Genomic DNA, 24,901 nt, shown 5'->3' with positions numbered 1-24,901 from the left:
AGGACAAGGCGGAGCCATGGGCTCCGCCTTTTTTCATGGGGCTTTGGTTGCGATGATCGTCGCCTTGCGACTAGTGCGTGGCGGGCGTCGGCACCAGGTGATTGACGCCGGTGCAGAGGTCGGCCTGATCCACGCCATAGATGTGCAGGGACACCGCGACGCCGGGGCCGGCGTTGCCGAGCCGGTGGATCTGGCGCAGGCCGGGGGCGGCGGTGACGACGTCGCCCGGGCGGCGGCAAGCCTCGCCACAGGCAATGGCCGCGGCGGCGGCCGGGTCCCAGCGATAGTGGGTTTCGGCCAGCTCGCCCTGCAGGACCTGGTAGGTGCACCAGGTCTTGTGGCCATGCACCGGGCTGAACTGCCCCGGGCGCCAGATCAGGTAGGCGATGGTGAAGGCGCCATGCGGATCGGCATAGGCGATGTGGCGGGTGTAGGTGTCGGCGCGGCCGGCGCGCAGGTCTTCGGGCAGGGCGCGCAGCATATCGCCGGCATTGGCGACGCTGCTGGCCAGCTCGCGCAGCAGGGCGCGGGCCGCGTTCATCTGGGCGGCCTGCACCGATTCGCACAGCGAGCGCAGGTCTGCGGTGGCAAGTTGGACGGAGGTCATGGGCAGGCCCCTGGATGACAAGGTTTCATCTTAGGGATTTGCGCTGGAATGCCTTTGCCAAATTCGGCCGTCCCGGCCCGAACATTAGAAAAAATTTCCACCCCCGCGGCGGCCCGCCGCTCCTATACTGGTCCGCTTCACGGCACCACTCTGGAGAGTCAGGCATGGATCTGGGGATCAGCGGCAAGACGGCATTGGTATTCGGCGGCAGCCGCGGCATGGGCCGGGCCTGTGCCCTGCAATTGGCGCGCGAGGGCGTGGCGGTGACTATCGCGGCGCGCAATCCGCAGACACTGGAGCAGGCCGCGACCGAGATCGCGCGCACGGCGGGCATCGGCGTGGGCTGGGTCTCGGCCGACCTGACGCTGCCCGAGGGGCGCGACGCCGCGCTGGCCGCGTGCCCGCACCCCGATATCCTGATCAACAACGCCGACGGCCCCATGCCCGGCGATTTCCGCGACTGGAGCCATGACGACTGGATCGCGGCGCTCGATTCCATGATGCTGGGCCCCATCGACATGATCCGCCGCGTGGTCGACGGCATGATCGAGCGGCGCTTCGGGCGCATCGTCAACATCGTCTCGCGCAGCGTCAAGGCGCCGCACGCCGAGCTGGGGCTGTCCAACGGCGCGCGCGCCGGGCTGATCGGCTTCGTCAGCGGCCTGGCGCGCCAGACCGTGCGCCACAACGTCACCATCAACAACCTGCTGCCGGGCGCCTTCGCCACCGACGCGCAGGCGCGCCACATCCGCGGCATGCTGGAGGAAGGCGGCAAGACCTTCGAACAGCTGTGGGACGAGCGCGGCCGCGCCAGCCCGGCCGGCCGCTACGGCCAGCCCGAGGAGCTGGGGGCGCTGTGCGCCTATGTCTGCTCGGCGCACGCGGGCTACATGACGGCGCAGAACATCCTGCTCGATGGCGGCGGCTACCCCGGCACGTACTGAATCCGCGCCCGGGGCGGCTCCCCGGGCCGCTTAGGGTGTTCCGCGGCTGGACGCGGGCGGGGTGTCAGGGCAAGATTGCGGCGATATCGCTTGAGGAATCCCCATGGACCAGACGGACATCAAGATCTTGGCGTTGCTGCAGAAGGACGCCACCTGCTCGGTCGCCGAGATCGCCGAGCAGGTCAATCTGTCCGTCACCCCCTGCTGGCGCCGCATCCAGAAGCTCAAGGACGATGGCGTCATCGCCCGCAACGCGATCCTGCTGGACCCGCGCGCGCTGGGGCTGAACCTGACCGTGTTCGTCTCGATCAAGACCAGCCAGCACAACGAGAAATGGACCCAGAGCCTGATCAACGCGGTCATGGCGCTGCCGAACGTGGTCGAATTCCACCGCATGGCCGGCGACATCGACTACTTGCTCAAGGTGGTGGTCGAGGACATGGCGGCCTATGACCGCTTCTACCGCCGCCTGATCGCCGCGGTCGACCTGCTGGACGTCAGCGCCAGTTTCTCGATGGAAGTCATCAAGAGCACCACCGAACTGCCGCTGGACGCGCTCTAGGCGCGGCGGCCGGCTCCCGCGCCACGCGGGCCGCCAACGGCCGCCAGGCCGGGCGGAAACCGGCCCGCGCGGCAAAGCGCAATTTTTTTCCCTGGCGCCGCCCTCCGGCGAATACAAATTTCTTTCGGCGTGTTGCGCGCGCCCCATCTCGCAATTCTTTTGCGCGGCAGGCGGCGTAGCATATCCCTCATTCCCGCCATGGGAATGAACCCGGGATATCAGAGGACCCTATGTCGTTGGCAGTACCCGCCGGCTGTGCCGGACTGGCGAAGACGCAACCCGCGTCGGTGGAAGAGCTTTTGGTTGGATGGAACGGCGCCGACGACCTGTGGGTGTTCGCCTACGGTTCCCTGATCTGGCATCCCGGCTTTGCCTGGCGCGAACGGCGCCTGGCGACGGTGCGCGGCTATCACCGCTCGCTGTGCCTGTGGTCGCACGACCATCGCGGCTCGCCCGACAATCCCGGGCTGGTGTTCGGCCTGGACCGCGGCGGCTGCTGCCGCGGCGTGGCCTTCCAGATCGCCGCCTGTGATGTCCCCGCGGTATTCGAGGCGCTGTGGCGCCGCGAGATGGTCACCGGCGCCTACACGCCGCGCTGGCTGGCCTGCCATACCGAGCAGGCGCCGGTGCGCGGGCTGGTATTCCTGTTGAACCGCGCCTGCCAGGAATACGCCGCCGACCTGAGCGACGACCGCCTGCTGGCGTCGGTGCGCAACGCGGTCGGACATTCGGGCCCGTGCCTGGACTACGTGGTGGAAACCGAAAAGGCGCTGCGCGCCCACGGCATCGACGATTGGCGCCTGGGCGAGCTGGTGCGCCGGCTGGGCATGCAGCCCTGCTGAGCAACGCGGCCCGCCGCGAGGGCGGCCCGCGCGCGGGCCGTCAGAAGGCCCAGCGGCCGAACATGAACAGCACGTTGCCCGCGCCGCGCGAACCGGGGATGTAGGTGGCGTACAGCATGGTGTCCTTGTAGCCGGCCGAGACCAGCGGCAGCACGCCGGGGAAGGGCACGTAGCTCATGATGTCGTGGCGCGCGGTCAGGAAGACCGTATAGCCGGCGCCCAGCCGGAAATTCTCGCCGACCCGGCCGATCTTCAGGAAACCATAGCCGGCGATCGGCTCGACCTTGCTGTGCGAGTCCAGGAACGCCATGGCGTACAGGCCCTGCCAGTCGCCGTCCTCGTCGTAGATGCTGCGGCCGTAGCCGCCGCCCCAGGCCAGTTCGTTGAAGCTGTCGATCTTTTCACGGCTGTACATGGCGCGGTTGTGCCACGCGTAGCCACTGAAATAGAGGTCGTTGCCGCCCTCGGTCCAGATCTGGTCCAGGCGTTGACAGGCGGATTGGGCCCACGATGGCAGGTTGTCGCAGGCGTGCGCGGTGGCGCTGAAAGCGGAGAGCAGCAGGCAAAAAAGCGCTGCCCGGAATCTGGCGGTCATTGTAGGGACAGAAAATGATGACAACCCCGTTACTGTAACGGAGCGGTCGTCATATTGACTGTCATACCGCTGTCAAATAAGCGCTCGGGACATCTGGTGAAACATTCGCGTGCGGGTCCGTTGTGGACGCGCTACAGCAGGAAAATGGTCGCCAGGCCCAGGAAGATGAAAAAGCCCAGGGAGTCCGTCGCGAAGGTCAGCAGGACCGAGGATCCCATGGCCGGATCCTTGCCGAAACGGGCCCGCACCATCGGCACCAGCACCCCGACCGAGGCGCCCACCAGCATGTTGCAGATCATGGCGGCCATCATGACCAGCGCGATCGACAGCGAGTGCGAAATCACCCAGGCGAACAGGGCCGCCACCAGGCTGCCGCACAGGCCCACCATGAGGGTCACGAACAGCTCGCGCTTGACCAGCTGCCACAGGTTGCGGCCGGTGATCCGGCCCATCGCCAGGGCGCGGATGATCAGCGTCATGGTCTGGTTGCCCGAGTTGCCGCCGATGCCGGCGACGATGGACATCAGGAACGCCAGGATCACGATCTGGCTGACCGTGCCTTCGAATTGCGAGGCCACGAACGAAGCCGTGGCGGCGGTACAGAGGTTGAACAGCAGCCAGGGCGCGCGGTTGCGCAGCGCGGTGCTGACCGGGGCGAAGATGTCTTCTTCCTGCAGGCCGGCGCGCGATAGGGCCTGTTCCTGCGAGTCTTCGCGCATCACGTCGACCACGTCGGCGATGGTGACGCGGCCGATCAGGCGGCCCTGGTCGTCCATCACGGGGGCGGACACCAGGTCGTAGCGTTCGAAGGCGCCGGCGGCGTCGGCGTCGGAGTCGAGCGGGTTGAGCGTCAGGAAGTCGGCGTTCATGACCGCGCGCACTTCGGTTTCGGGTTCGCTGACCAGCAGCCGCGACAGCGGCAGGATGCCCTGCAGCTTGTCCTGGCGGTCGACCACGAAGATCTGGTCGGTGTGGTCGGGCAGTTCGTGCAGGCGGCGCAGGTAGCGCAGCACCACTTCGAGCGTGACGTCCTCGCGCACCCGGACCATCTCGAAGTCCATGATGGCGCCGACGCTGTCTTCCGGATAGCCCATGGCTTCCAGCAGCTGCGCGCGCTCTTCCTCGGTCAGGCCCTTCTGGACCTCGGCCACCACGTCCGGCGGCAGGTCGGGCGCCAGGTCCGCCAATTCGTCGGCGTCCATGTTGCCGGTGGCGGCCACCAGGTCCTGGCGGTCCATCGCCTCGATCAGCGATTCGCGCACCCAGTCTTCGACCTCGAGCAGCACGTCGGCATCGTGCTCGGGGCTGACCAGCTTCCAGATCGTCTGGCGTTCATCCTTGGGCAGCGATTCGAGGATGAAGGCGATGTCCGAGGGGTGCAGGCCGTCCAGCAGGGTCTTGAGCTCCGCCTCGTGCTGGCGGTGCACCAGGTCCTCGACCAGGTTGGCCTTGGCGTCGCCTTCTTCCTGGCGATGCACCAGGTCGGCCACCAGCTGCTGGCGGCGCAGGCGCTCCTGGACTTCGGCCAGGGCGTGCTGCGCGTCTTCCGGGTCGAGGCGGCGGGGCGTCGCGGGCGGTTTCTGCGCGGCGGCGGACTGCGTCATGCGATACGGCTCAAAGAATGGGGAGAGGGCGGCTGCGCCGCGCTTCGTCGGTGGCGACGTAAGTCAGCGTGGCTTCGGTGACCTTGACGACTTCGGCATCCAGGCGCTGGCGTTCCGCGTAGACCTCGACCGAGACGGTGATGGAGGTCTTGCCGGTCTTGATGATGGAAGTATAGAAGCTGAGCAGGTCGCCCACGAACACGGGCTGCTTGAACTGGAACGCATTGACGGCGACGGTGGCGACCCGGCCGGCCGCGCGGCGGGCGGCGGGAATCGACCCGGCGATGTCGACCTGGGACATGATCCAGCCGCCGAAAACGTCCCCGTGGATGTTGGCGTCCGCGGGCATCGGCATGACGCGCAATACCGCGTCGCGATTGGCGGGCAAAGTCGTGAAGGGAGTTTTGGTGCTGGAGGTCATGCGGCCGGCTCCAATGCAAGGCAACCAGCCGATTATGCAGGAAAAACGGGGCGCCGGCGCGGGCCGGCGCCCCGTCGGGACGCTTTATCGAAGCGGGCGCGGATCAGGACGCCAGCTTGACGATGCCGTAGCCGCCGACCAGCAGCCAGACGTACAGGATCAGGCCCAGCGCCATCACGCGGGGACCGGCCTTGCGGATGTTGGCGAAGCGGGTTTCGATGCCCAGCGCGGTCATGGCCATGGTCAGGGCGAAGACGTCCAGGCGGCGGATGGCGGCGACGACGTCGGCCGGGATGATGTTGAGCGAGTTGATGATGGCCAGGACCAGGAAGCCGACCGCGAACCAGGGGATCGGCAGCTTGGCGCCCTTGGCGCTGCCGCCGGCGTGGCTGGCGGCGCTGCGCAGGTACAGGCCGAGGATCAGCAGCACCGGCACCAGCAGCGCGACGCGGGTCATCTTGACGATGGTGGCGACTTCCGTGGTGGCGGGGTCGATGTTGCTGGCCGCGCCGACCACCTGCGCCACTTCGTGGATGGTGCCGCCGATGTAGATGCCCAGCGACTGGGTGTCGAACGGCAGCCAGCCGGCGTGATACAGCACCGGGTACAGGAACATCGACAGCGTGCCGAACAGCACCACCGTGGCCACCGCCACGGCGCTCTTGTGCGGCTGCGCCCGCAGGGTCGGTTCGAAGGCCAGCACGGCGGCCGCGCCACAGATGGCGCTGCCGGCGGCGGTCAGCATGGCGGTGTCGCGATCCAGCCCGAGCAGGCGCTGGCCGACCCAGGTGCCGATCAGCAGCGTGCCCACCACCACCGCCACCGAGACCGCCAGGCCCGGCAGGCCGACGGCGGCGATCTGCTGGATGCTGATGTTCAGGCCATAGAAGGCCACGGCGATGCGCAACAGGCGGCGCGCGGTGAAATTGACGCCCACGCCCCAGTCGACCGGCATGGTGCCGCGCAGGAAGTTGCCGTACAGCATGCCGCAGACGATGCCGACCACCAGCGGCGAAAAGCCCAGTTGGCGGATGGCGGGCAGGTCCGCCAGCTGCATGACTGCGGCCGACATCAGGCCGACGAACAGGACGCCGTTGAGCTTGTCGCGCCAGGGCGTGGCCGTGGCGGCCGAGGGGGCTGGCGCGGCGGGGGCGGCGGCCGGTTGGGGGACGGTGGTGCTGGCGGTGCTCATGGCGGGCCTTTATGCATATCTAAATAACTAGGCGAAATATTAATTTCATGGCCGTTATTTGGAAAATTTTCATTTTTGATATGAAATATCGGAAATTCTGATAATTAAGCGGCCGCGGGCTTCCCCGGGCAGGAATGATCCATGACCCCCGACCAATTGCTCACCTTCGCCACGGTGGCCGATGCCGGCAACATCAGCCGCGCGGCGCAGCAGCTGCACCTGTCGCAGCCGGCCGTGTCGGGCCAGTTGCGCGCCCTGCAGGAATGGTTCGGCGAGCCGCTGTACCGCCGCAGCGGCCACGGCATCGCCCTCACCGAAGCGGGCGAGCGCCTGGCCGAACAGGCGCGCCAGCTGCGCCAGGTGTATCGCCAGGCCCACGCGGTGCGGGAGTCCTGGCGCGGCCTGGAAACCGGCGCGCTGCGGCTGGGGGCCAGCACCACGCCCGCCAGCTACCTGCTGCCCGCCCTGGTGGCGGATTTCCGCCAGGCGTTTCCGGCGGTCAGCCTGCACCTGTCCGATGGCAACACCCGTGAGATCGTCGAGCGCCTGCCCGCGCTGGACCTGGCGTTCATCGAGGGCGACGTGCCGGCGGGCCTGCCCGCCGATACCGCGGTGCACGCATGGCGGCAGGACGAAGTGGTGGCGATCGTGCGGGCCGATCACGCGCTGGCCGGCAAGGGCGCGGTGACGCTGCGCGACCTGGCGCTGTCGGCGCTGGTGATGCGGGAACCGGGTTCAGGCGTGCGCCGGCTGGTCGAGCGGGCGTTCGCCGATGCCGGCCTGGCGCCGTCGATCGGGCTGGAACTGGCCGGGGTGGAGGGAGTGAAGCAGGCGGTGCGGGCCGGACTGGGCGTGGGCTTCGTGTCGGCGATGTCGATGCGGCACGAGGATGGCGCGCTGGCCGCGTTGCGGCTGTTGCCGCGGCCGTTGACGCGCACGCTGAGCATCCTGGTGCCGCACGCGGATGCCGCCGCCCGCGCCGCCCAGCGCTTCCTGGCGATGTGCCAGGCGGTGCGCTCGGGGCAGGGGGGCGGCTTCTAGCGGGACGTCAGGGCTTGGCCAGGCGCTTGAGCGCCAGTTGCACCCAGTAGGTGCCGCCCAGCGCCAGCAGCTCGTCGTTGAAGTCGTAACTGCCGTTGTGCAGCATGCACGGGCCCAGGCCGTGGCCGGCGGCGCGGTGGTCGCCGAGGCCGTTGCCGATCCAGACGTAGCAGCCCGGCAGTTCCTGCAGCATGAAGGCGAAGTCCTCGGCGCCCATGGTGGGCTGCACGTGGTCGTTGACCTTGTCGTCACCGACGATGTCGCGCATCACGTCGGCGCAGAACGCGGCTTCCTCGGGATGGTTGATGGTGGGCGGGTAGTTGCGCTGGAAGGTGAACTCCACTTCGCAATCCATGGCGGCGCAGGTGTGGCGGGCGATCTCTTCCATACGGCGTTCGATCAGGTCCAGCACGTCCAGCGTGAACGTGCGCACCGTGCCGCGCAGCTCGGCGTGGTTGGGCACCACGTTGTCGGCGCTGCCGGCGTGGATCTGCGTGATGCTGAGCACCGCGGCGTCGAGCGGATTGCGGTTGCGCGTGATGATGGTCTGCAGCGATTGCGCCAGCTGCACCGCCGCCATCACCGGGTCAATGCCCAGGTTGGGCATGCCGGCATGGGTGCCCTTGCCCTTGACCACGATGGAGAATTCGTTGCTGGAGGCCATGATGGGGCCGGCGGTCACGCCGAACTGGCCGGGCGCCATGCCGGGCCAGTTGTGCATGCCGAACACGGCTTCCATCGGGAAGCGCGTGAACAGGCCATCGTCGATCATGCGCTTGGCGCCGCCGCCGCCTTCCTCGGCGGGCTGGAAGATCACGTAGACCGTGCCCGCGAAGTCGCGGTGCTGCGCCAGGTAGCGCGCGGCGGCCAGCAGCATGGCGGTGTGGCCGTCATGGCCACAGGCATGCATCTTGCCGGCGTGCTTGCTGGCGTGGGCGAAGGTATTGGCTTCCTGCATGGGCAGGGCGTCCATGTCGGCGCGCAGGCCGACGGCGCGTTCGCCAGGACGGTCGCCGCGGATGATGCCGACCACGCCGGTGCCGCCGAGGCCGCGATGGATTTCAATGCCCCATTCTTCGAGCTTGGCCGCGACCACGTCGGCGGTGCGGAATTCCTCGAATGCCAATTCGGGATGCGCGTGGATGTCGCGTCGGATCTGGGAGATATCGTCGCGCCAGGCAACGATGGGATCGAGGAGTTTCATGGGAAGAATCAGGCGGAATTTGGGAACGCAACAAGGTTATCATCAATCAAAAATCAATTTAATGGAGACAAACACCATGACCCGTCCGTGGCTTGCCCATTACCCGAAAGGGGTGCCCGCCGATATTTCCGTCGACGGCTACGCGTCGCTGACCGACCTGCTGGACCGGGCCTGCAAGCAGTACGCGACCCGCATCGCCTGCACCGCCATGGGCAGCGACATCACCTATGCGCAACTGGACGCGCATGGCCGCGGGTTCGCCGCCTGGCTGCAAAGCCTGGGGCTGCCCAAGGGATCGCGGGTCGCGCTGATGATGCCCAACGTGCCGGCCTACCTGGTGGCGCTGCTGGGCACGCTGCGAGCCGGCCACGCGGTGGTCAACGTCAATCCGCTCTATACCCCCGATGAACTGCAGCGGCAGTTGCTGGACAGCGGCGCGGCGGTCATCGTCATCCTCGAGAATTTCGCCCACACGCTGCAGAGCGTGTCCGACCGCGGCCAGCTCAAGCACGTCGTGGTGACCGGGCCGGGCGACCTGCTGGGCGGCCTGAAGGCGCCGCTGGTGAACCTGGCGGCGCGCTATATCAAGAAGCTGGTGCCCGCGTGGCACATCGATGGCGCGCAGATGCTGCCGAAGCTGCTGGCCACGGGCGCGGGCCTGCCATTCACCGCGCCGGCCATCTCGATGGACGACCTGGCGGTGCTGCAATACACCGGCGGCACCACCGGCGTGCCCAAGGGGGCGATGCTGACGCACCGCAACCTGACGTCCAACGTGATGCAGATGGAAGCGGTGGCGGCGCCCGCGCTGCACGACATGACGGATCGCCAGATCACCGTGCTGAGCGCCTTGCCGCTGTACCACGTGTTCGCCATGACGGTCTGCGGCCTGTACGGCATGTACGCGGGCATGCGCAACGTGCTGGTCATCAACCCGCGCGACCAGCCGTCGCTGATCAACGCCTGGCGCAAGACGCCGATCAACGTGTTTCCCGGCGTCAATACGCTGTTCAACGCGCTGGTCCATAACGAGGATTTCGCCAGGCTCGACTTTTCCGGGCTGCGGCTGGCGCTGGGCGGAGGCATGGCGGTGCAGCAGGCGGTGGCCGAGCGCTGGCTGAAGATCACCGGGCGGCCGCTGATCGAAGGCTATGGCCTGTCGGAAACCTCGCCGGTGGCCACGGTCAATCCGTGCGATGCCACGGCGTATTCCGGTTCCATCGGCCTGCCGCTGCCGTCCACCTATGTCGCCATCCTCGATGATGCCGGCAACGAGGTGCCGCTGGGCGAGCGCGGCGAAGTCAGCATCCGCGGGCCGCAGGTCATGGCCGGCTATTGGCAGAAGCCCGACGAGACCCGGGATGTCATGACGGCCGACGGATTCTTCCGCACCGGCGACATCGGCATCATGGACGACAAGGGCTACACGCGCATCGTCGACCGCAAGAAGGACATGATCACCGTGTCCGGGTTCAAGGTCTATCCGAACGAGGTCGAAGCGGCGGTGTCGCAGATGCCGGGCGTGCTCGAATGCGCCGCCATCGGCGTGCCGGACGAGCATTCGGGCGAGGCCGTGAAGGTGTTCGTGGTGAAGAAGGACGCGTCGCTGACCGAGGCCCAGGTGCAGCAGTGGTGCAAGGACAAGCTGACCGGCTACAAGCGGCCGCGTTTCGTCGAGTTCCGCGATGAGCTGCCCAAGAGCAACGTCGGCAAGATCCTGCGGCGCGAGTTGCGTCCGGGCGCCGAGGCCGCCGCGCCGCAGGGCCAGGCGGCCTGAGCGCGCGGTGCGTCTGGACGGCCGGGCCTCAGCCCGGCTGGTCCAGGTGCGGGGCGATCATCTCGTGCAGGGCGCGTTCGATGTCGGGATTGCCGGCCACGACGCGTCCGCCGATGGGCCAGGAGTCCTGCTGGTGCATGTCGCTGCAGGCGCCGCCGGCTTCGCGCACGATCAGCGTGCCCGCGGCCACGTCCCAGGGCGCCAGGCCCATTTCCCAATAGCCGTCATAGCGGCCGCAGGCGGTCCAGGCCAGGTCCAGCGCGGCCGCGCCCATGCGTCGCACGCCGCGGGCGCGGTTGATGGCGTCATGCAGCATCGGCATGTACTGGCTGGCGAAGGAAAAGTCGCGGAAGGGAAAGCCCGTCGCCAGCACGGCGTCGTCCAGCGTGCGGGTGCGCGAGCAGTTGATGCGGCGGCCGTTGAGCCAGGCGCCCACGCCGTACACGGCGGTGAACAGTTCTTCGCGGCAGGGGTCGTAGACCACGCCGGCCACGGGCGTGTCGCGCGCCAGGCGCTCGGTGGGGGACACCGCGGTGCCGGCGTGCGCGATGAGCGCGATCGACACGGCGTAGTGCGGAATGTCGTGCAGGAAATTGGTGGTGCCGTCGAGCGGGTCGATGTACCAGGTGGCGGCGCCCTGCGCCTGGCCGCCGGTCTCTTCGGCGACGATGCCGAACTTGGGCGTGCGCGCCTGCAACTGCTCGATGATCGCGGCCTCGGCCTCGCGGTCGGCCTGGGACACGAGATCATTGCGCGCCTTGCGATCGATCACGAGATCGGCGCGATGATGCGCGTAGGATTGCAGGATGGCCGCGCCGGCGTGGGCTGCCGTGACCGCGGCGTCGAGCGCGGCGCACAGGTCTACGGGCGAGACAAGCGAGCGGGGCGGGTCATAGGTTTCCATGAAACCAGTGTAAGCCCAGCCATGCGTCAAATCCGTTGCGGCCCGGCAAAAGCCCCGATGCCCGTGGCGCGTATCCAACGCAGCCGGCCGCGCCAGCCGATAATCCGTGTTTTCCGATCACCGCTGTTTCCATGTCTTCGTCCTACGTGCCCCTGACCCCCGCGGTCGCTGAATTCGATGCGCAAGGCCGGCTCTACAGCCCGGCCTATGGCGACGTCTACCACTCGCCGTCGGGCGCGCTGGGCCAGGCCGAACACGTTTTCCTGCGGGGCAACGGCCTGCCGGAACGCTGGCGCGGACGCGACGCCTTCACGGTCTGCGAGACCGGTTTCGGCCTGGGGCTCAATTTCCTGGCGTTGTGGCGCGCCTGGCGCGACGATCCGCAGCGCGCGCGCAGCCTGCACGTGGTGTCGCTGGAGGCGCACCCCTTCGGCCGCGCGGCCCTGCAGGCCTTGCTGGCGCGCCATGCGCCCGAGCCCGTGGCCGCGCTGGCGACGCAACTGGCGGCGCAGTGGCCAGCCTTGCTGCCCGGCCTGCACCGGCTGGAATTCGAGGGCGGCGCGGTGACGCTGACGCTTGGTTTCGGCGATGCGCAGGCGCTGGCGCCGCGGCTGGCGGCGCGGGTCGATGCGTATTTCCTGGATGGTTTCGCGCCGGAGCGCAATCCGCGCATGTGGCAGGCCGCCTTGCTCAAGGACCTGGCGCGGCTGGCCGCGCCGCAGGCCACGGTGGCCACCTGGGCCTGCACCGGCGAATTGCGCCAGGCCCTGCGCGATGCAGGGTTCGACGTGCGGCGGGCGCCGGGCTATGGCGGCAAATGGCACATGACGGTGGGCACCGCCGCGGCCGGCGCCGACGTCGCGCCGGCCGCGGTGGCCGAGGGTGGCCGCCATGCGCTGGTGGTGGGGGCGGGCCTGGCGGGCGCGGGCATCGCGCAGTCCCTGGCGCTGCGAGGCTGGCGCGTGACGGTGCTGGATGCGGCGCTGGCGCGGGGCGCGCTGGCCCATGCCGGCCACGCCGCGGCGGCGCTGACGCCGGTGCTGGCGCGCGACGACAACGCCCGCGCGCGCCTGTCGCGCGCCGGCAGCGGACGCGCCCAGGCTCGTTGGGCCGGGCTGGCCGACGGCGCCGCGCCGACCGTGTGCGGCACCGTGCAATTGGAACGTGACGCCGGCCGCGCAGCCGCGCTGGAGGAAACGCTGTCGGTGCTGGCGTTTCCGCGCGACTGGGTGCGCGCGGTCAGCCGCGACGAGGCCAGCGCGCTGGCCGGATTGCCGCTGGCGCGCGGCGGCATCTTCTTTGGGCAGGGCATGCTGGTATCGCCCGCCGAGTTGATTCCGGCCTTGCTGGCGACGCCCGGCGTGCGCGTGGCGGCGGGGACGGTGGCGCGGGTCGCGCCCGATGGCGTCGGGTGGCGCGCGCTGGACGCCGCGGATGCGGAGCTGGCGCGGGCCGATGTCGTGATCCTGGCCAACGCCTTCGGCGCGCAGGGCGTGCTGGCGGCCAGCGGCCTGCTGGCGCCGCTGCCGCGAGTGGCGCAGATGCATGCGCTGGCAGGCGAGGTCACGCTGGTGCCGGCGGCGGCGCTGGGCGGCGGTCCGCGTTGCGTGGTGGGAGGCGAGGGCTATCTGCTGCCGGACACCGGCGCCGGTTGCGTGGCGGGCAGCACCTACGTGCACGGCGCCACCGAGGCGCGCATCGGCGCCGAAGGCCAGCGCGTGGCCCTGGACAAGGCGGCGGGATTGCTGGGCGGCGGCTTCCCGGCCTTCGAGGCCCTGGTGCCGGGCTCCCTGCCGGGCTGGGCGGGGTGGCGGGCGGTCTTGCCGGGACGCCTGCCCGCCGTGGGCGAGCTGGCCCATGCGCCGGGGCTGTGGCTGGCGGCCGGCTACGCGTCGCGCGGGCTGTCCTGGTCGGCGCTGATGGGGGATCTGATCGCGGCCCGGCTTTGCGGCGAGCCGTCACCTCTTGAAACCGATCTGTCCCGGTTGATCGCGCCACGCTGAAAAAAACTTCTGCAGGGGCGCCGGGGGTGGAATGGGGTGGCGTAGAATTGTGGCAAATGCCAGGATTTGGCGCCAAATAAGCCCGCGTTGGGCGCAAATTTGGTGTTCCGGGGGCGCTCTGGCGATGACTCGCGGGAGGCCGGTCGGGGGCTTTGTGACCCCTTTTTTTGGATGATATCGCCATCCAAAAGAGGGACCGAGTTTATTTCAAAGCTCAAATCCGTCAAAATAGCGTCTTTTGATGGTTTTTGGCTTAAGCCGGGGGATGCTCTGTGCCGCCCAAGTTCGACTTTGCCCATACTACCCAGCTCGACACCATCGAGCTGCTGACGTCCCGCCCCAGTCGCATCGATTTCGACGCGGGCGATGGGTTGCACCTGGTAGTCGAGGCGCATGCGCCTGGTGTGTTTCGCCTGCGCTGCGGCGAGGCGAACCACCTTACCGATGACAAGCCCGGCGCGCGTGCGCGCGCCGTGGCCGAGATGCTGCTCGCGCGCCAGGAGGCGGTGGGCGAGGCCGCCATCGCCCCGCGCGAAGGTGGGGACGGTTGGCGCGTCACTCAGGGCGATGTGGCCCTGGAGCTCCAATCCAACCCGGTGCGCTTTGCGCTCTACCGCAATGAAGAGCGGGTGTTCGAGTCCGAGGTTTCCGCGCATACGCCCGCATTCGGGCACAACGCGCTGGACCAGGCCGACGACGCGGTCTGGACGGCAGGCTTCACCCTGCTGCCGGACGAGCGCGTGTACGGCCTGGGCGAAACCCCGGGCGACCTGAACCGCCGCGAAGAATCCGTGGTCTCCGACGATCCCGAGCATCGCGCCCTGCCGCTGGCATGGAGCCCGCGCGGCTGGGGGCTGTACGTCAACACGATGCGCCGCGTCGAGCACGCGGTCGGCACGGCGCCGGCCGATTCGGCCTACGTCGTCAGTGTCGACGACGTGGTGCTGGACGTGTTCCTGTTTGCCGGCGAGCCCGCCGAAATCCTCAATCAGTACACCGCGTTGACCGGCCGCGCCGGCCAGCCCGTGCTGTGGGCGATGGGCGCGTGGCTGCAGCAGGCCAGCGGCGAAATGCCGACGCAGACCGTGGCCCTGCTGGGCCGCATGCGCGAGAACCAGATCCCGGTCGACGCCGTGACCCTGGCGCAGCCGGCGGCCTGGGGCTTCCAGGCCGACAAGACCGTTTTCGAATGGGACGCCCAGCGCTTCCCCGACGCCAAGCAGATGCTGGCGCTGTTCCACAAGCACAACGTGCATGTGGCGGCGTCCGGCTTTCCCGGCGTCATCAAGACCAGCCCGCTGTTCGAGGAACTCGAAGACCGCGGCTGGCTGCTGACGCGTGAAGACGGCTCGGCGCAGGTGTTCGACGGCATCGCGGCCACCTCCGGCCAGCCCTACGGCCTGCTGGACCTGACCTATCGCGACATCTACAACCTGTGGGTCGAGCGCCATCGCCAACTGGTCGAGGACGGCCTGGACGCGCCGGCCTGCGACGCCCAGATCGCCATTCCCGACGGTGTCACCGCCCGCAATGGCGAGACCGGCCCGGCGCTGCGCAGCATGTATCCGCTGCTGGTGCGCCGCGCGCTGTTCGACGCCGTCGCCGGTCTGAAGGTGCCGCCCGAAGGCGTGGTGCCCAGCACCGACCTGTTCCCCGCCGCGCAGCGCCTGCCGTGGCAGGTGGGGCCGCAGGTCGACAACACCTGGGACGGCCTGCGCCATACCCTGCGCACCGCGCTGTCGATCGGCGCCTCGGGCCTGCCGGTCCAGGTGCACGGCATCGGCACCGGTTCGCGCGGCACCGCCGACATGACGCCCGAGCTGTACCTGCGCTGGCTGACCGCCGGCGTGTTCTCGGCGAACTTCTCGTTCCAGGGCGTGAACGGCCTGCTGCCGTGGGACTTCGGCGACGAGACGCTGGCCCAGGTCAAGACCTGGATGCAATGGCGCTATCGCCTGGTGCCCTATGTGCTGGGCGCCATCGAGGATGCCGCGCGCACCGGCCTGCCGGTGCAGCGCTCCATGGCGCTGTCGTTCCCGAACGATCCGCATGCCCACGAATGGGATCTGCAATACCTGCTGGGCCCGGCCCTGCTGGTGGCGCCGATCACAGCGCCGGGCAAGCAGGTGCGGGTGTACCTGCCCAAGGGCGAAGCCTGGTGGGACCTGAACACCGGCCACCGCTACGAAGGCGGCACCACCTGGACCATCGACTGCGACCACGGCCAGTTCCCGGTATTCGGCCGCGAAGGGCACATGCTCTGTCTCGGCCCGGCGGCGCAGCACACGGGCGAATTCAATTCGGCCCGCATCCTCGACGAAGTCTGGATGTTCGGCATGCCTGTGCACAACCCGGTGGTCATGCGCAACAAGATCCGCGTCATGCAGATGCAGGGCTCCAGCTACATCAAGGGGCTGGAAGGCCTGCGCATTTCGCCGTCGGAAGGCCTGGAGGTCAAGCGCCGCGGCGCCGAGGTCCGTATCTCCCGCGCTCGTTGAGCCTGGCGGGGCCGGTCCTCCGGCCTCCGATGCAAAAAGGGCAGTCAGGAAGGCTTTCCTTCCCGACTGCCCTTTACGTCTTTGCGTGGACGTATTCTATATTACTGTCAGTTATTAAAAATGGAAAAAACGGTCGTTCTCTTTAGAAGAGAAAAGATACAAAATCGCTTGCCATGATTCAGATCGAGAACCTATCCAAGACCTACGCCACGCCGCACGGCCAGTTCCAGGCGCTGCGTGGCATCAACCTGCACATCCAGCAGGGCGAGGTCTTCGGCATCATCGGCCCCAGCGGGGCCGGTAAAAGCACGCTGGTCCAGTGCATCAACCTGCTGGAGCGTCCCAACGAGGGCTCCATCGCCATTGGCGGCCAGGCGCTGACCGGCTTGAACGAGGCGCAACTGCGCGCCCAGCGCCGCCGCATCGGCATGGTGTTCCAGGGCTTCAACCTGCTGTCGCGCCGCACGGTGTACGGCAACGTGGCGCTGCCACTGGAAATCGCCGGCGTCGCCAAGAGCGAGATCCCGGCCCGCGTCGAGCGCCTGCTGGCGCTGGTGGGCCTGGAGCACCTGCGCGACCGTTATCCCAGCCAGATCAGTGGCGGCCAGAAGCAGCGCGTCGGCATCGCGCGCGCCCTGGCCAACAATCCGGACGTGCTGCTCAGCGACGAAGCCACGTCCGCGCTCGATCCCGAGACCACCCACAACATCCTGGCGCTGCTGCGCGACATCAACCGCAAGACCGGCGTCACCGTGGTCATGATCACGCACCAGATGGAAGTGGTGCGCGAGGTCTGCGACCGCGTGGCCGTGCTGTCGCAGGGCGAAGTGGTCGAGATGGGCAGCACGCGCGAAGTGTTCGCGCAGCCGCGCCACGAAGTGACCCGCGCCATGGTGTCGGCCGCGACCGCGTCGGACCTGACCGACGCCACGCTGGCCGCCGTCAAGCAGCGCATCGAGACGCTGGCCGCCGCCAAGCCGGGCCAGGCCGTGCGCCTGCTGCGCCTGTCGCTGACCGGCACCGACGCGTCGGGCTCGTTCCTGTCCGACCTGTCGACGCAGTATTCGCTGGACGTCGGCCTGGTGCAGGCGCGCGTCGAAGACATCCAGGGCGTGGCCGTCGGCACGATGTTCGTGCTGGCCCAAGGCGCGCCCGCCGCGGTCAAGGACGCCATCGCCGCGTTGACCGCCCGTGACATCACCGTTGAAGAAATTGCTCATGAGCCCGCAACTGATCGACCTGCTTATTACGTCGCTGCTTGACACCCTGCTGATGGTGGGCGTGGCCAGCGCCATCGCGGTGCTGGTCGGCATTCCGCTGGGCGTGATCCTGACCGTCACCGCGCGCGGCAACATGCTGGAGAACCAGCCCGTCAACCACGCGCTGGGCGCGGTCATCAACGCCACCCGTTCGGTGCCGTTCGTGATCCTGATGGTCGCCATCATTCCGTTCACGCGCCTGGTGGCGCAGACCTCGATCGGCACCACCGCCGCCATCGTGCCGCTGTCGGTGGCCGCGATTCCGTTCATGGCGCGCATCGCCGAGAACGCCATGCGCGAAGTCGATCCGGGCCTGATCACCGCCGCGCGCGCCATGGGCGCGTCGCCGATGCAGATCATCATGAAGGTGCTGCTGCCCGAGGCGCTGCCCGGCCTGATCGCCGCCACCATCGTCACCGTGGTCAGCCTGATCGGCTACTCGGCCATGGCCGGCGCCATCGGCGGCGGCGGCCTGGGCGACCTGGCGATCCGCTACGGCTACCAGCGCTTCCAGTCCGACGTGATGGCCGCCGTGGTCATCGTGCTGATCGTGCTGGTGCAACTGATCCAGAGCCTGGGCGACCGCTACGTGCGCCGCATCTCGCATCGTTGAACACAGGCTTTCCTCATTCTTCTCCTTCTTCCGACATTCGGGAAATTCGCAACATGAGCATCAAGGTTTTGAAGTCGCTGGCCGCGTTCGCCCTCGGCGCCGCCGTATTCGCCCAGCCCGCGCTGGCCCAGGACAAGCCGCTGAAGGTCGGCGTCACGGCCGGCCCGCACGCCCAGATCTTCGACGTGGTCAAGCAGGAAGCCGCCAAGCAGGGCCTGAACATCCAGGTGATCGAGTTCACCGACTACGTGCAGCCCAACGTCGCGCTGGCTGCGGGCGACCTGGACGTCAACAGCTACCAGCACCAGCCGTACCTGGACAACGCCAACGCCGACCGCGGCTACAAGCTGGTCAGCATCGCCAAGACCGTGATCTTCCCGATCGGCATCTACAGCAAGAAGATCAAGTCGCTGGCCGACCTGAAGGACGGCGCCCGCATCGCGCTGCCCAACGATCCCACCAACGGCGGCCGCGCGCTGTTGCTGCTGCAGGCCAACGGCCTGATCAAGCTGCGTCCGGAAGCCGGTCTGAAGGCCACCCCGATCGACGTCATCGAGAACCCGAAGAAGCTGCGCTTCATCGAACTGGACGCCGCCCAGCTGCCGCGTTCGCTGGACGACACCGACGCTTCGGCCGTGAACACCAACTTCGCGCTGGAAGCGGGCCTGAACCCGGCCACCGACGCCATCGCCCAGGAATCGCCCAACTCGCCGTACGCCAACGTGCTGGTGGTGCGTGAAAAGGACAAGGACCGTCCCGAGTTCGCCAAGCTGGTCAGCATCTATCACAGCCCGGCCGTGAAGCAGTTCATCGAGACCAAGTTCAAGGGCGCGGTGGTGGCCGCCTGGTAATCCAGGAACGCTCCCCCCGATGAGGACGGCCGCCCGAGCGGCCGTCCTGCTTTGGGCGGCCGGTTCCGGCGACCTGGCAGAGGGGCGGGGCCGCGGAGGGGGCGGCACTGACGCGGTGCTGTTGTAGCGCCGACGCGCGGATGCGCCTATTTTTTGACAAGGCCTTCGAAATCAGCCATAATTTCGGGCTTCGGTCGGGCTGATAGCTCAGTCGGTAGAGCAGCGGACTTTTAATCCGTTGGTCGCGAGTTCGAGTCTCGCTCAGCCCACCACCCCTGCCTTTTCACGAAGGCGGTAAGAGAATCAAGCACCTGCGAGTGATCGCGGTGCTTTTTTTTCGTCTGCCGGGAATGTTCTCGTCCGCCTGGAATGTTTCCGTGCGGCGGGGGAGGGCGCGGCGTCCGGGCAAAAATGGATGCCGCGTTCGAGCCGAGACCGGCCATTGCCGGCAAACCGCCAGCCTCGCGGAATCCTTCGAGCGTGTCGTCATGCACAGACCGCGTTGGCGCATCGCGCCCCTGCGCATCCACGAGGCGTTGACTCGGCGCGTTATCGTGATATCCGACGCGCAGCCCCGGGCGACATTGGATGAATCCGCATCATGAAAGAAAGCGGTTTTTGATATTCAAAATATATATCCGCGCGTCTTCGCATCAGGTGGGATGAATCGGCGTCGAAAGCGAGCCGGGGTGTGCGGCGGGTGCTATGAGAAATATAAGACAGTCTTACTGTTTTATAAGTATTTATGCGATTTATTAATCCGGTTTTGCGCAATAATTTTTATTAAATCAAGCGTAGACGGGTTCTTTTGCCCTCGTCTTTCTCTCAAAGGCTGGCTGCGAAGTGGGTCTTCGAGAAAATTAATTCCTATGGCGCCGCACCTGGTGCGCACGTCGCGAGTGCTCTAATTAAGTCATCAAAATGCTCTTCGTCCACCCGTAATGCGGTCGGACGCGGGACGGCTTGCGCCTGAATTTCCGCGGCGGAGTTCGCATATATCCATCGCATTATCTTTGAATCCAAGTGGTGATTTAAAAGTTAATCGTTTTCGTTGTCGAAATAATGCGGAACGGCGGCGTGAAAATGTGAACCGGTTGAAATGCCGGATAGCACAGGCATCGATGCGCGGTGATTGTTGCAGTTGAAGTTGATTCGGATAAGTTATGTCTGCACTGATGTTGAAGCCGGGCCCGGACGGGTCCGGACGGCGAATGTTCACGCCGGGGCGGCTTGCGTTGCCGCGTTGGTGTGCCAGCGCCTTCTTGGGGCTTGCGTTGTTGGCGGGTCCCGGCGCCGCCAAGGCGTCGGCGCCCGGCGGACGGCCGGCGCCGACCATCGCGGCGGCCGGGGCCGTCCTCCCGCCAGGGGCGCCGGTTACGCTGCAGGCATTGGTGGATGCGGCAATGAGCGGCCATCCGCTGGCGCGGGGCGCGATGCAGGAGCTGGGCGCCGCCAGGGTCGATGTCGATGCCGCCCGGCGCCGCTGGTGGCCCTCGGCGTCCCTGGTCATGGAATCGCATTCGACGTCCGTCAACGCGCCCGCCTCGCGCGGCGCCCAGCTCGAGCAGACGCTGTGGGATGGCGGGCAGATCAATGCCAACATCGACCGGGCGCGCGCCGACGTGGACAAGAGCGAGGCGCGGGTCGCCTGGCAGCGCCAGCAACTGGCGCTGCAGGTCATCGGCGCCTGGCAGTCCCTGATCAGTGCGCGCGACAGGATCGCCATTTCCCAGTCAACCATGACGCGTTTGCGTGGCTACGAGGCGCAGATGCGCCGCCGGGTGGCGGCCGAGGCTTCGCCGGCCGTCGACATCGAATTGGCGCTGTCGCGCCTGCGGCAGACCGAGGTTGACCTGACAACGGCCCGTTCCGCCCTGCGGCTGGCCGCGCAACGGATCGAGCAGTTGTCGGGGGTGCCCGGGCTGGACCAGTCGGCCGACAGGCTGGCCGCATGGCCCGATGCGCAATCGGTCAAGGCGGCCTCGGTCGGCTTGCTGTCGCGGGACATTGGCGCCCAGGCCTGGGATAGCGCGGCCGTGAAGATGGCCCAGGGAGATGTCGCCGCCATGCGGGCCCAGCTCGACGCCAAGCGGGCGCAGCGTTGGCCGACGGCCTACGTGCGGGTCAACAGGCCACTGGGAGACGCCTACCCCGGCGCCGGCACCGACCGCGGCACCTCGGTGTTCGTGGGCGTGCGCTACACGCCGGGCGCGGGGTTCTCGACCGGTGTCGAGGCCGACGCGTTGCGCGAGCGGGTGTCGGCTGCGGCCATGGCCGTGGATGCGGCCTGGCTCGAACAGCGCGAGGCGATGCTGGGCGACATCGACCAGATCGCGGCGGCCGAGAATCAGCTGGCGGCGCTGCAAAGCGCGGTCACCGGTTCGCAACACGTGCTCGACTCCTATTCCCGGCAGTTCACCGCCGGGCGCAAGACCTGGATCGACCTGCTGAATGCCGTCCGGGAACTGGCGCAGAACCAATATGCCCGGGCCGACTCGCAGGCCGCCCTGGCCGCGGCCGTCTACCGCCTGCAGGTACGGCTGGGCGCGACGGAGCTGGCGCCGTGAGCGCTGCCCCCGAGATGGAATCGTTGGAATCGCTCGCCTGGGCATTGAGTCGGCTGGCCACATTGCAGGGCTCGGCGCTGGATCCACTGCAATTGCGGTCCGCCCTGCGCCAGTGCGCCGGTACGTCGCATCCCGCCGAGCAGCTGGATCTGTTGTGCCGACAGCTGGGGGTGGGCGCGCCGCAAGGATTGCGGCGCCCGGACCCCGCCCACCTGCCGCTGTTGTGCCACTTGCCAGGCGGCCAATGGGGCCTCGTGACCGACCTGGCGCCCACCGGCGACTGGATGGTCGAATGTGGCGGCGCGAGCGTGGCGGTCAAGGGCGCCACGCTCGATGGACGCTGCATGCGGGTGCAACTGGCCGAGGGCCCGGCGGGTTCACCGGCGGCCAGCGGGCACCCGGTCGAGCCCGCGCCGGCGGTGACGTTCCGCTCGCGCCGCAATGCGGCCATCGGGCCGTATCGGGCCGCGTTGATCGAGGCTTGCGTCGGATCGGTGATGGTCGGCCTGCTGGCGCTGGCCACCTCGATGTTCTCGATGCAGGTGTATGACCGTGTCATCCCCACGCGCGGCGAATACACCCTGTTCGTGCTGGCGACCGGGGTATTTATCAGTGTCCTGATCGAGCTCGTCGTCAAGATCGCCCGGGCCCGCGTCATGGACCACGTCGTGGTGGGCGTTGACGGCATGCTCTCGCGCGACATCTTCCATCGCCTGATGTCGTTGCGCATCGACCAGGTGCCGGCGTCGGTCGGTTCGCTGGCCTCGCAGATCCGCGGCTACGAACAGGTGCGCGCGTTCTACACCGCCTCTTCGTTGTTCGCCCTGGTCGATCTGCCGATGGCCCTGGTGTTCGTTGCGATCGTGATGGCGCTGGCAACATCGGCCGTCGGCCTGGTGCTGCTGGGGTTCGCGGTCGTCGCATTGCTTGTCGGGTTGTCGTCGCAGCGCCGGGTGGCGCGCCAGGCCAGGGAGGGCGCGGCCTACGCCAATCTCAAGACCGGCCTGCTGGTGGAGGCGGTCGAAGGGGCCGAGACCATCAAGGCGGGCGCGGGAGGGTGGCGCTTCCTGTCGCGCTGGCTCGATGTCAGCGCCCGCACCATCGCCAATGACCTGAAGATGCGCCACTTGAGCGAGAACGTGGGCTATCTGGGCGCCTCGCTCCAGCAACTCAGCTATGCCTCATTGATCGTCGTGGGCGCCTTGACAGTGATGCGCGGCGAAATGACCACAGGCGGCTTGATCGCCTGCTCCATCCTGAGTGGCCGCATCCTGAATCCGATCCTGGCGGTGCCGGGGTTGATGATCCAGCGCGCCCATGCGCGGGCCGCCGAAGACGGGCTGGAAAAGCTCTACCAGCTCAAGACCGACAACCATGGCGTGCGGCGGCCGCTGGTGCCGGAGCGGATCGAAGGGCGCTTCGTGCTCGAAGACGTGTCGTTCGCCTATGGCGACAATCCCGTGGCCTTGCGCGTGCCGCGCTTCTGCATCCAGCCCGGCGAGCGGATCGCCGTGGTCGGGCCCATCGGGTCGGGCAAGTCGACACTGTTGCGCGTGCTCACCGGCATGTACGTGCCGCAGACGGGGCGCGTGTTGCTGGACGACCTGGACCTGTCGCACATCAGCCGCCTGGTGCTGAGCCGCCAGATCGGCTACCTGCAGCAGGATCATCGCCTGTTCCAGGGAACCTTGCGCGAGAACCTGTTGATCGGACTTCCCGATCCTGGCGACGAAGACATCCTGCGCGCCATGCGCCGCACGGGCATGGATCGTATCGTGGCCGCGCATCCCAAGGGGTTGGACCGGCCCATTGTCGAGGGAGGACGCGGATTGAGCGGCGGCCAGCGGCAATTGGTGGCATTCACCCGCCTGCTGCTGTGCCGGCCGCGCATCATCCTGCTGGACGAGCCCACCGCCTCGATGGACGACGACCAGGAGCGCCGTTGCCTTGGCGTGCTGGCCGAGGAGGCGCAGGCCGGCGCGACGCTGGTGGTCGTGACGCACAAGCCCAATGTGCTGCCGCTGGTGGAACGCGTGGTGGTCATGATCGGCAATGGCATCGTCAGGGACGGGCCGCGCGATGCGGTCCTGAAAGACCTCGAGGCCGCGCGGCGCGACGACGATGCGCGGGCTGCAGCCGGGGCCACGCTGAGCGTCGCGGGAGGCCAGGCATGAGCCGGCTGATCATCGATCCCGCCGGGCGGGACGCGGGCGGCGCGTTGTCGCAGATCCTGCCCGCGGACGGATGGGATGGGCTGTCGCTGGCGACGCCACCGCGCCGGGCGCGCTGGTGCATGCGCGCCATGTTCGCCGGCTTGTGCGCGTTGCTGGCCTGGGCCGCGGTCGGCAAGATCGACCAGGTCACCCGGGCGCCCGCCCAGATCATCGCCGCAGCCCGCACGCAGGTGATCCAGTCGCCCGACGGCGGCATCATCACCCAGCTGCACGTCAGCGAGGGCGACGTGGTGCGTGCCGGCGACGTCCTGGCGACGCTGCAGGAAGAGCGGGCGCGGGCCGCCGTTAGCGACAGCAACGCCAAGGTGGCGGCATTGCGGATCACGCTGGCGCGCCTGCATGCCGAGGTCTACGGCACCCCGCTTGAGTTTCCCCTCGATCTGCGCGGCTACGACGACTACATGCGCAACCAGCGCGAGCTGTACCAGAAGCGCCGCACCGCGATCGAAGAAGACCTGGCGGCGCTGGGCAACATGCTGGCCCTGGCGCGCCAGGAACTGTCGATCAATCGCAAGCTGGTGGCCACGGGCGATGTCAGCCAGGCGGAGATCCTGCGGCTGCAACGCGCCGTCGCCGACATCGAGGCGCAGATGACCAGCCGGCGCAACAAGTACTTCCAGGACGCGCAGGCGGAAATGACCAAGGCGCAGGAAGACCTGACCAGCCAGACCGAGCAGCTGCGTGACCGCAACCAGGTGCTGGAGCAGACCCGGCTGACCGCCACGGCGGATGGCATCGTCAACAACATCCGCGTCAACACGATAGGTGGCGTGGTGCGCCCGGGCGAAACGGTCATGGAAATCCTGCCGACCGGCGGCGACCTGCTGGCCGAGGCCAAGGTGAGCCCCGCCGACATCGCCTTCGTCAAGGTGGGCCAGGGCGCCAATGTGCGCATCGACGCCTATGACTCCTCCATCTTCGGCGTCATGTCGGGAGAGGTGAGCTACATCAGCCCCGACGTGCTGCAGGAAGAGACGCGCCAGGGGCCTTCGCATTACTACCGCGTGCGCATCCTGATCCGGGAAGCGGAGTTCAAGCGCCATTCGTCCGAACAGATCCGGCTGCGGCCGGGCATGACCGCCACCGTGGACATCAAGGCGCGCGAGCGCACGGTGCTCCAGTACCTCGCCAAGCCCATCACCAAGGGATTGCAGCAATCGCTGGGTGAACGCTGACTTGCCTT

The 24,901-nt window shown here is 67.8% G+C and carries 20 protein-coding genes and 1 tRNA gene; 14 read left to right on the top strand and 7 right to left on the bottom strand.

All coding sequences use genetic code 11. The features are described from left to right. Window positions 1-70: 70 nt before the first annotated feature. Complete coding sequence (locus I6I07_RS02665; protein ID WP_198485601.1) at window positions 71-607, bottom strand: cysteine dioxygenase family protein; 537 nt, start codon at window positions 605-607, stop codon at window positions 71-73. Window positions 608-771: 164 nt separating this feature from the next. Between I6I07_RS02665 and I6I07_RS02660 the strand changes: the two genes are divergently transcribed. From I6I07_RS02660 to I6I07_RS02650, 3 genes are all read left to right on the top strand, one after another. Beyond that, a complete protein-coding gene (locus tag I6I07_RS02660) occupies window positions 772-1,551 on the top strand; it encodes an SDR family oxidoreductase (protein ID WP_006392968.1) in 780 nt (259 codons plus the stop codon). Window positions 1,552-1,654: 103 nt separating this feature from the next. Then, complete coding sequence (locus I6I07_RS02655) at window positions 1,655-2,113, top strand: Lrp/AsnC family transcriptional regulator (protein WP_006388798.1); 459 nt, start codon at window positions 1,655-1,657, stop codon at window positions 2,111-2,113. 230 nt (window positions 2,114-2,343) lie between these two features. Next, window positions 2,344-2,955: a gamma-glutamylcyclotransferase gene (locus tag I6I07_RS02650; protein ID WP_035359990.1), complete on the top strand. Its 612-nt coding sequence runs from the start codon at window positions 2,344-2,346 to the stop codon at window positions 2,953-2,955. 40 nt (window positions 2,956-2,995) lie between these two features. Here the strand turns inward: I6I07_RS02650 and pagP are convergent, their stop codons facing one another. From pagP to I6I07_RS02630, 4 genes are all read right to left on the bottom strand, one after another. Next, a complete protein-coding gene (gene pagP / locus I6I07_RS02645; protein ID WP_198485600.1) occupies window positions 2,996-3,550 on the bottom strand; it encodes a lipid IV(A) palmitoyltransferase PagP in 555 nt (184 codons plus the stop codon). A gap of 131 nt (window positions 3,551-3,681) precedes the next feature. Then, window positions 3,682-5,154, bottom strand: a complete 1,473-nt coding sequence (gene mgtE, locus I6I07_RS02640) for a magnesium transporter (protein ID WP_198485599.1) — start codon at window positions 5,152-5,154, stop codon at window positions 3,682-3,684. A gap of 10 nt (window positions 5,155-5,164) precedes the next feature. Next, on the bottom strand, window positions 5,165-5,575 hold the full coding sequence (locus I6I07_RS02635) for an acyl-CoA thioesterase (protein WP_006392972.1): 411 nt from the start codon (window positions 5,573-5,575) through the stop codon (window positions 5,165-5,167). A 103-nt stretch (window positions 5,576-5,678) separates the two neighbouring features. Next, entirely contained in the window at window positions 5,679-6,767 is a 1,089-nt protein-coding gene (locus tag I6I07_RS02630) for a YeiH family protein (protein WP_006392973.1), read from the bottom strand. A gap of 141 nt (window positions 6,768-6,908) precedes the next feature. On the opposite strand from I6I07_RS02630, the gene I6I07_RS02625 reads away from it, so the two are divergent. Beyond that, a complete protein-coding gene (locus tag I6I07_RS02625; protein WP_198485598.1) occupies window positions 6,909-7,808 on the top strand; it encodes a LysR family transcriptional regulator in 900 nt (299 codons plus the stop codon). A gap of 7 nt (window positions 7,809-7,815) precedes the next feature. Here the strand turns inward: I6I07_RS02625 and I6I07_RS02620 are convergent, their stop codons facing one another. Then, window positions 7,816-9,012, bottom strand: a complete 1,197-nt coding sequence (locus I6I07_RS02620) for a M20 aminoacylase family protein (RefSeq protein ID WP_198485597.1) — start codon at window positions 9,010-9,012, stop codon at window positions 7,816-7,818. 76 nt (window positions 9,013-9,088) lie between these two features. Between I6I07_RS02620 and I6I07_RS02615 the strand changes: the two genes are divergently transcribed. Next, complete coding sequence (locus I6I07_RS02615; protein WP_198485596.1) at window positions 9,089-10,789, top strand: AMP-binding protein; 1,701 nt, start codon at window positions 9,089-9,091, stop codon at window positions 10,787-10,789. Window positions 10,790-10,817: 28 nt separating this feature from the next. On the opposite strand, the gene I6I07_RS02610 is transcribed toward I6I07_RS02615, so the two are convergent. Beyond that, complete coding sequence (locus I6I07_RS02610) at window positions 10,818-11,693, bottom strand: inositol monophosphatase family protein (protein ID WP_198485595.1); 876 nt, start codon at window positions 11,691-11,693, stop codon at window positions 10,818-10,820. Window positions 11,694-11,824: 131 nt separating this feature from the next. Here I6I07_RS02610 and mnmD point away from each other — a divergent pair, with 131 nt between their 5' ends. The 9 genes from mnmD (at window position 11,825) to I6I07_RS02565 (ending at window position 24,893) form a co-directional block, all read left to right on the top strand. Next, the gene (gene mnmD / locus I6I07_RS02605; protein WP_198485594.1) at window positions 11,825-13,696 is read left to right on the top strand and encodes a tRNA (5-methylaminomethyl-2-thiouridine)(34)-methyltransferase MnmD; all 1,872 of its coding nucleotides are present in this window, start codon (window positions 11,825-11,827) and stop codon (window positions 13,694-13,696) included. A 272-nt stretch (window positions 13,697-13,968) separates the two neighbouring features. Continuing rightward, entirely contained in the window at window positions 13,969-16,194 is a 2,226-nt protein-coding gene (locus I6I07_RS02600; protein WP_198485593.1) for a glycoside hydrolase family 31 protein, read from the top strand. Window positions 16,195-16,367: 173 nt separating this feature from the next. Continuing rightward, window positions 16,368-17,456 (top strand): methionine ABC transporter ATP-binding protein, encoded by a 1,089-nt coding sequence (locus I6I07_RS02595; RefSeq protein WP_198485592.1) that lies wholly within the window; start codon window positions 16,368-16,370, stop codon window positions 17,454-17,456. Continuing rightward, window positions 17,413-18,066 carry a methionine ABC transporter permease gene (locus I6I07_RS02590; protein ID WP_006392981.1) on the top strand — a complete coding sequence of 218 codons (654 nt, stop codon included), beginning with the start codon at window positions 17,413-17,415 and terminating at the stop codon, window positions 18,064-18,066. Before I6I07_RS02595 ends, I6I07_RS02590 begins: the two co-directional genes overlap by 44 nt. A 53-nt stretch (window positions 18,067-18,119) precedes the next feature. Then, on the top strand, window positions 18,120-18,917 hold the full coding sequence (locus I6I07_RS02585) for a MetQ/NlpA family ABC transporter substrate-binding protein (protein ID WP_198485591.1): 798 nt from the start codon (window positions 18,120-18,122) through the stop codon (window positions 18,915-18,917). 196 nt (window positions 18,918-19,113) lie between these two features. After that, a tRNA-Lys gene (locus I6I07_RS02580) sits at window positions 19,114-19,189 on the top strand. A 1,131-nt stretch (window positions 19,190-20,320) separates the two neighbouring features. Further along, window positions 20,321-21,484 (top strand): TolC family protein, encoded by a 1,164-nt coding sequence (locus tag I6I07_RS02575; RefSeq protein WP_198485590.1) that lies wholly within the window; start codon window positions 20,321-20,323, stop codon window positions 21,482-21,484. Next, the gene (locus I6I07_RS02570) at window positions 21,481-23,658 is read left to right on the top strand and encodes an ATP-binding cassette domain-containing protein (RefSeq protein WP_232625881.1); all 2,178 of its coding nucleotides are present in this window, start codon (window positions 21,481-21,483) and stop codon (window positions 23,656-23,658) included. The genes I6I07_RS02575 and I6I07_RS02570 overlap by 4 nt, the downstream gene beginning before the upstream one ends. Continuing rightward, entirely contained in the window at window positions 23,655-24,893 is a 1,239-nt protein-coding gene (locus tag I6I07_RS02565; protein WP_198485589.1) for an HlyD family type I secretion periplasmic adaptor subunit, read from the top strand. The genes I6I07_RS02570 and I6I07_RS02565 overlap by 4 nt, the downstream gene beginning before the upstream one ends. The last annotated feature ends 8 nt before the right edge of the window (window positions 24,894-24,901 follow it).

It is taken from the genome of Achromobacter deleyi, from assembly GCF_016127315.1.
Taxonomy (GTDB): Bacteria; Pseudomonadota; Gammaproteobacteria; order Burkholderiales; family Burkholderiaceae_B; genus Achromobacter; species Achromobacter insuavis_A.
The sequence above is the reverse complement of the archived record's forward strand: the minus strand, read 5'-3'. Positions and strand labels throughout refer to the sequence as shown.

Excerpts from the sequence above, each read along its gene's own strand:
- I6I07_RS02665 (WP_198485601.1), bottom strand. The coding sequence starts at position 607 with ATGACCTCCGTCCAACTTGCCACCGCAGACCTGCGCTCGCTGTGCGAA.
- I6I07_RS02660 (WP_006392968.1), top strand. The coding sequence starts at position 772 with ATGGATCTGGGGATCAGCGGCAAGACGGCATTGGTATTCGGCGGCAGC.
- I6I07_RS02655 (WP_006388798.1), top strand. The coding sequence starts at position 1,655 with ATGGACCAGACGGACATCAAGATCTTGGCGTTGCTGCAGAAGGACGCC.
- I6I07_RS02650 (WP_035359990.1), top strand. The coding sequence starts at position 2,344 with ATGTCGTTGGCAGTACCCGCCGGCTGTGCCGGACTGGCGAAGACGCAA.
- pagP (WP_198485600.1), bottom strand. The coding sequence starts at position 3,550 with ATGACCGCCAGATTCCGGGCAGCGCTTTTTTGCCTGCTGCTCTCCGCT.
- mgtE (WP_198485599.1), bottom strand. The coding sequence starts at position 5,154 with ATGACGCAGTCCGCCGCCGCGCAGAAACCGCCCGCGACGCCCCGCCGC.
- I6I07_RS02635 (WP_006392972.1), bottom strand. The coding sequence starts at position 5,575 with ATGACCTCCAGCACCAAAACTCCCTTCACGACTTTGCCCGCCAATCGC.
- I6I07_RS02630 (WP_006392973.1), bottom strand. The coding sequence starts at position 6,767 with ATGAGCACCGCCAGCACCACCGTCCCCCAACCGGCCGCCGCCCCCGCC.
- I6I07_RS02625 (WP_198485598.1), top strand. The coding sequence starts at position 6,909 with ATGACCCCCGACCAATTGCTCACCTTCGCCACGGTGGCCGATGCCGGC.
- I6I07_RS02620 (WP_198485597.1), bottom strand. The coding sequence starts at position 9,012 with ATGAAACTCCTCGATCCCATCGTTGCCTGGCGCGACGATATCTCCCAG.
- I6I07_RS02615 (WP_198485596.1), top strand. The coding sequence starts at position 9,089 with ATGACCCGTCCGTGGCTTGCCCATTACCCGAAAGGGGTGCCCGCCGAT.
- I6I07_RS02610 (WP_198485595.1), bottom strand. The coding sequence starts at position 11,693 with ATGGAAACCTATGACCCGCCCCGCTCGCTTGTCTCGCCCGTAGACCTG.
- mnmD (WP_198485594.1), top strand. The coding sequence starts at position 11,825 with ATGTCTTCGTCCTACGTGCCCCTGACCCCCGCGGTCGCTGAATTCGAT.
- I6I07_RS02595 (WP_198485592.1), top strand. The coding sequence starts at position 16,368 with ATGATTCAGATCGAGAACCTATCCAAGACCTACGCCACGCCGCACGGC.
- I6I07_RS02590 (WP_006392981.1), top strand. The coding sequence starts at position 17,413 with ATGAGCCCGCAACTGATCGACCTGCTTATTACGTCGCTGCTTGACACC.
- I6I07_RS02585 (WP_198485591.1), top strand. The coding sequence starts at position 18,120 with ATGAGCATCAAGGTTTTGAAGTCGCTGGCCGCGTTCGCCCTCGGCGCC.
- I6I07_RS02575 (WP_198485590.1), top strand. The coding sequence starts at position 20,321 with ATGAGCGGCCATCCGCTGGCGCGGGGCGCGATGCAGGAGCTGGGCGCC.
- I6I07_RS02565 (WP_198485589.1), top strand. The coding sequence starts at position 23,655 with ATGAGCCGGCTGATCATCGATCCCGCCGGGCGGGACGCGGGCGGCGCG.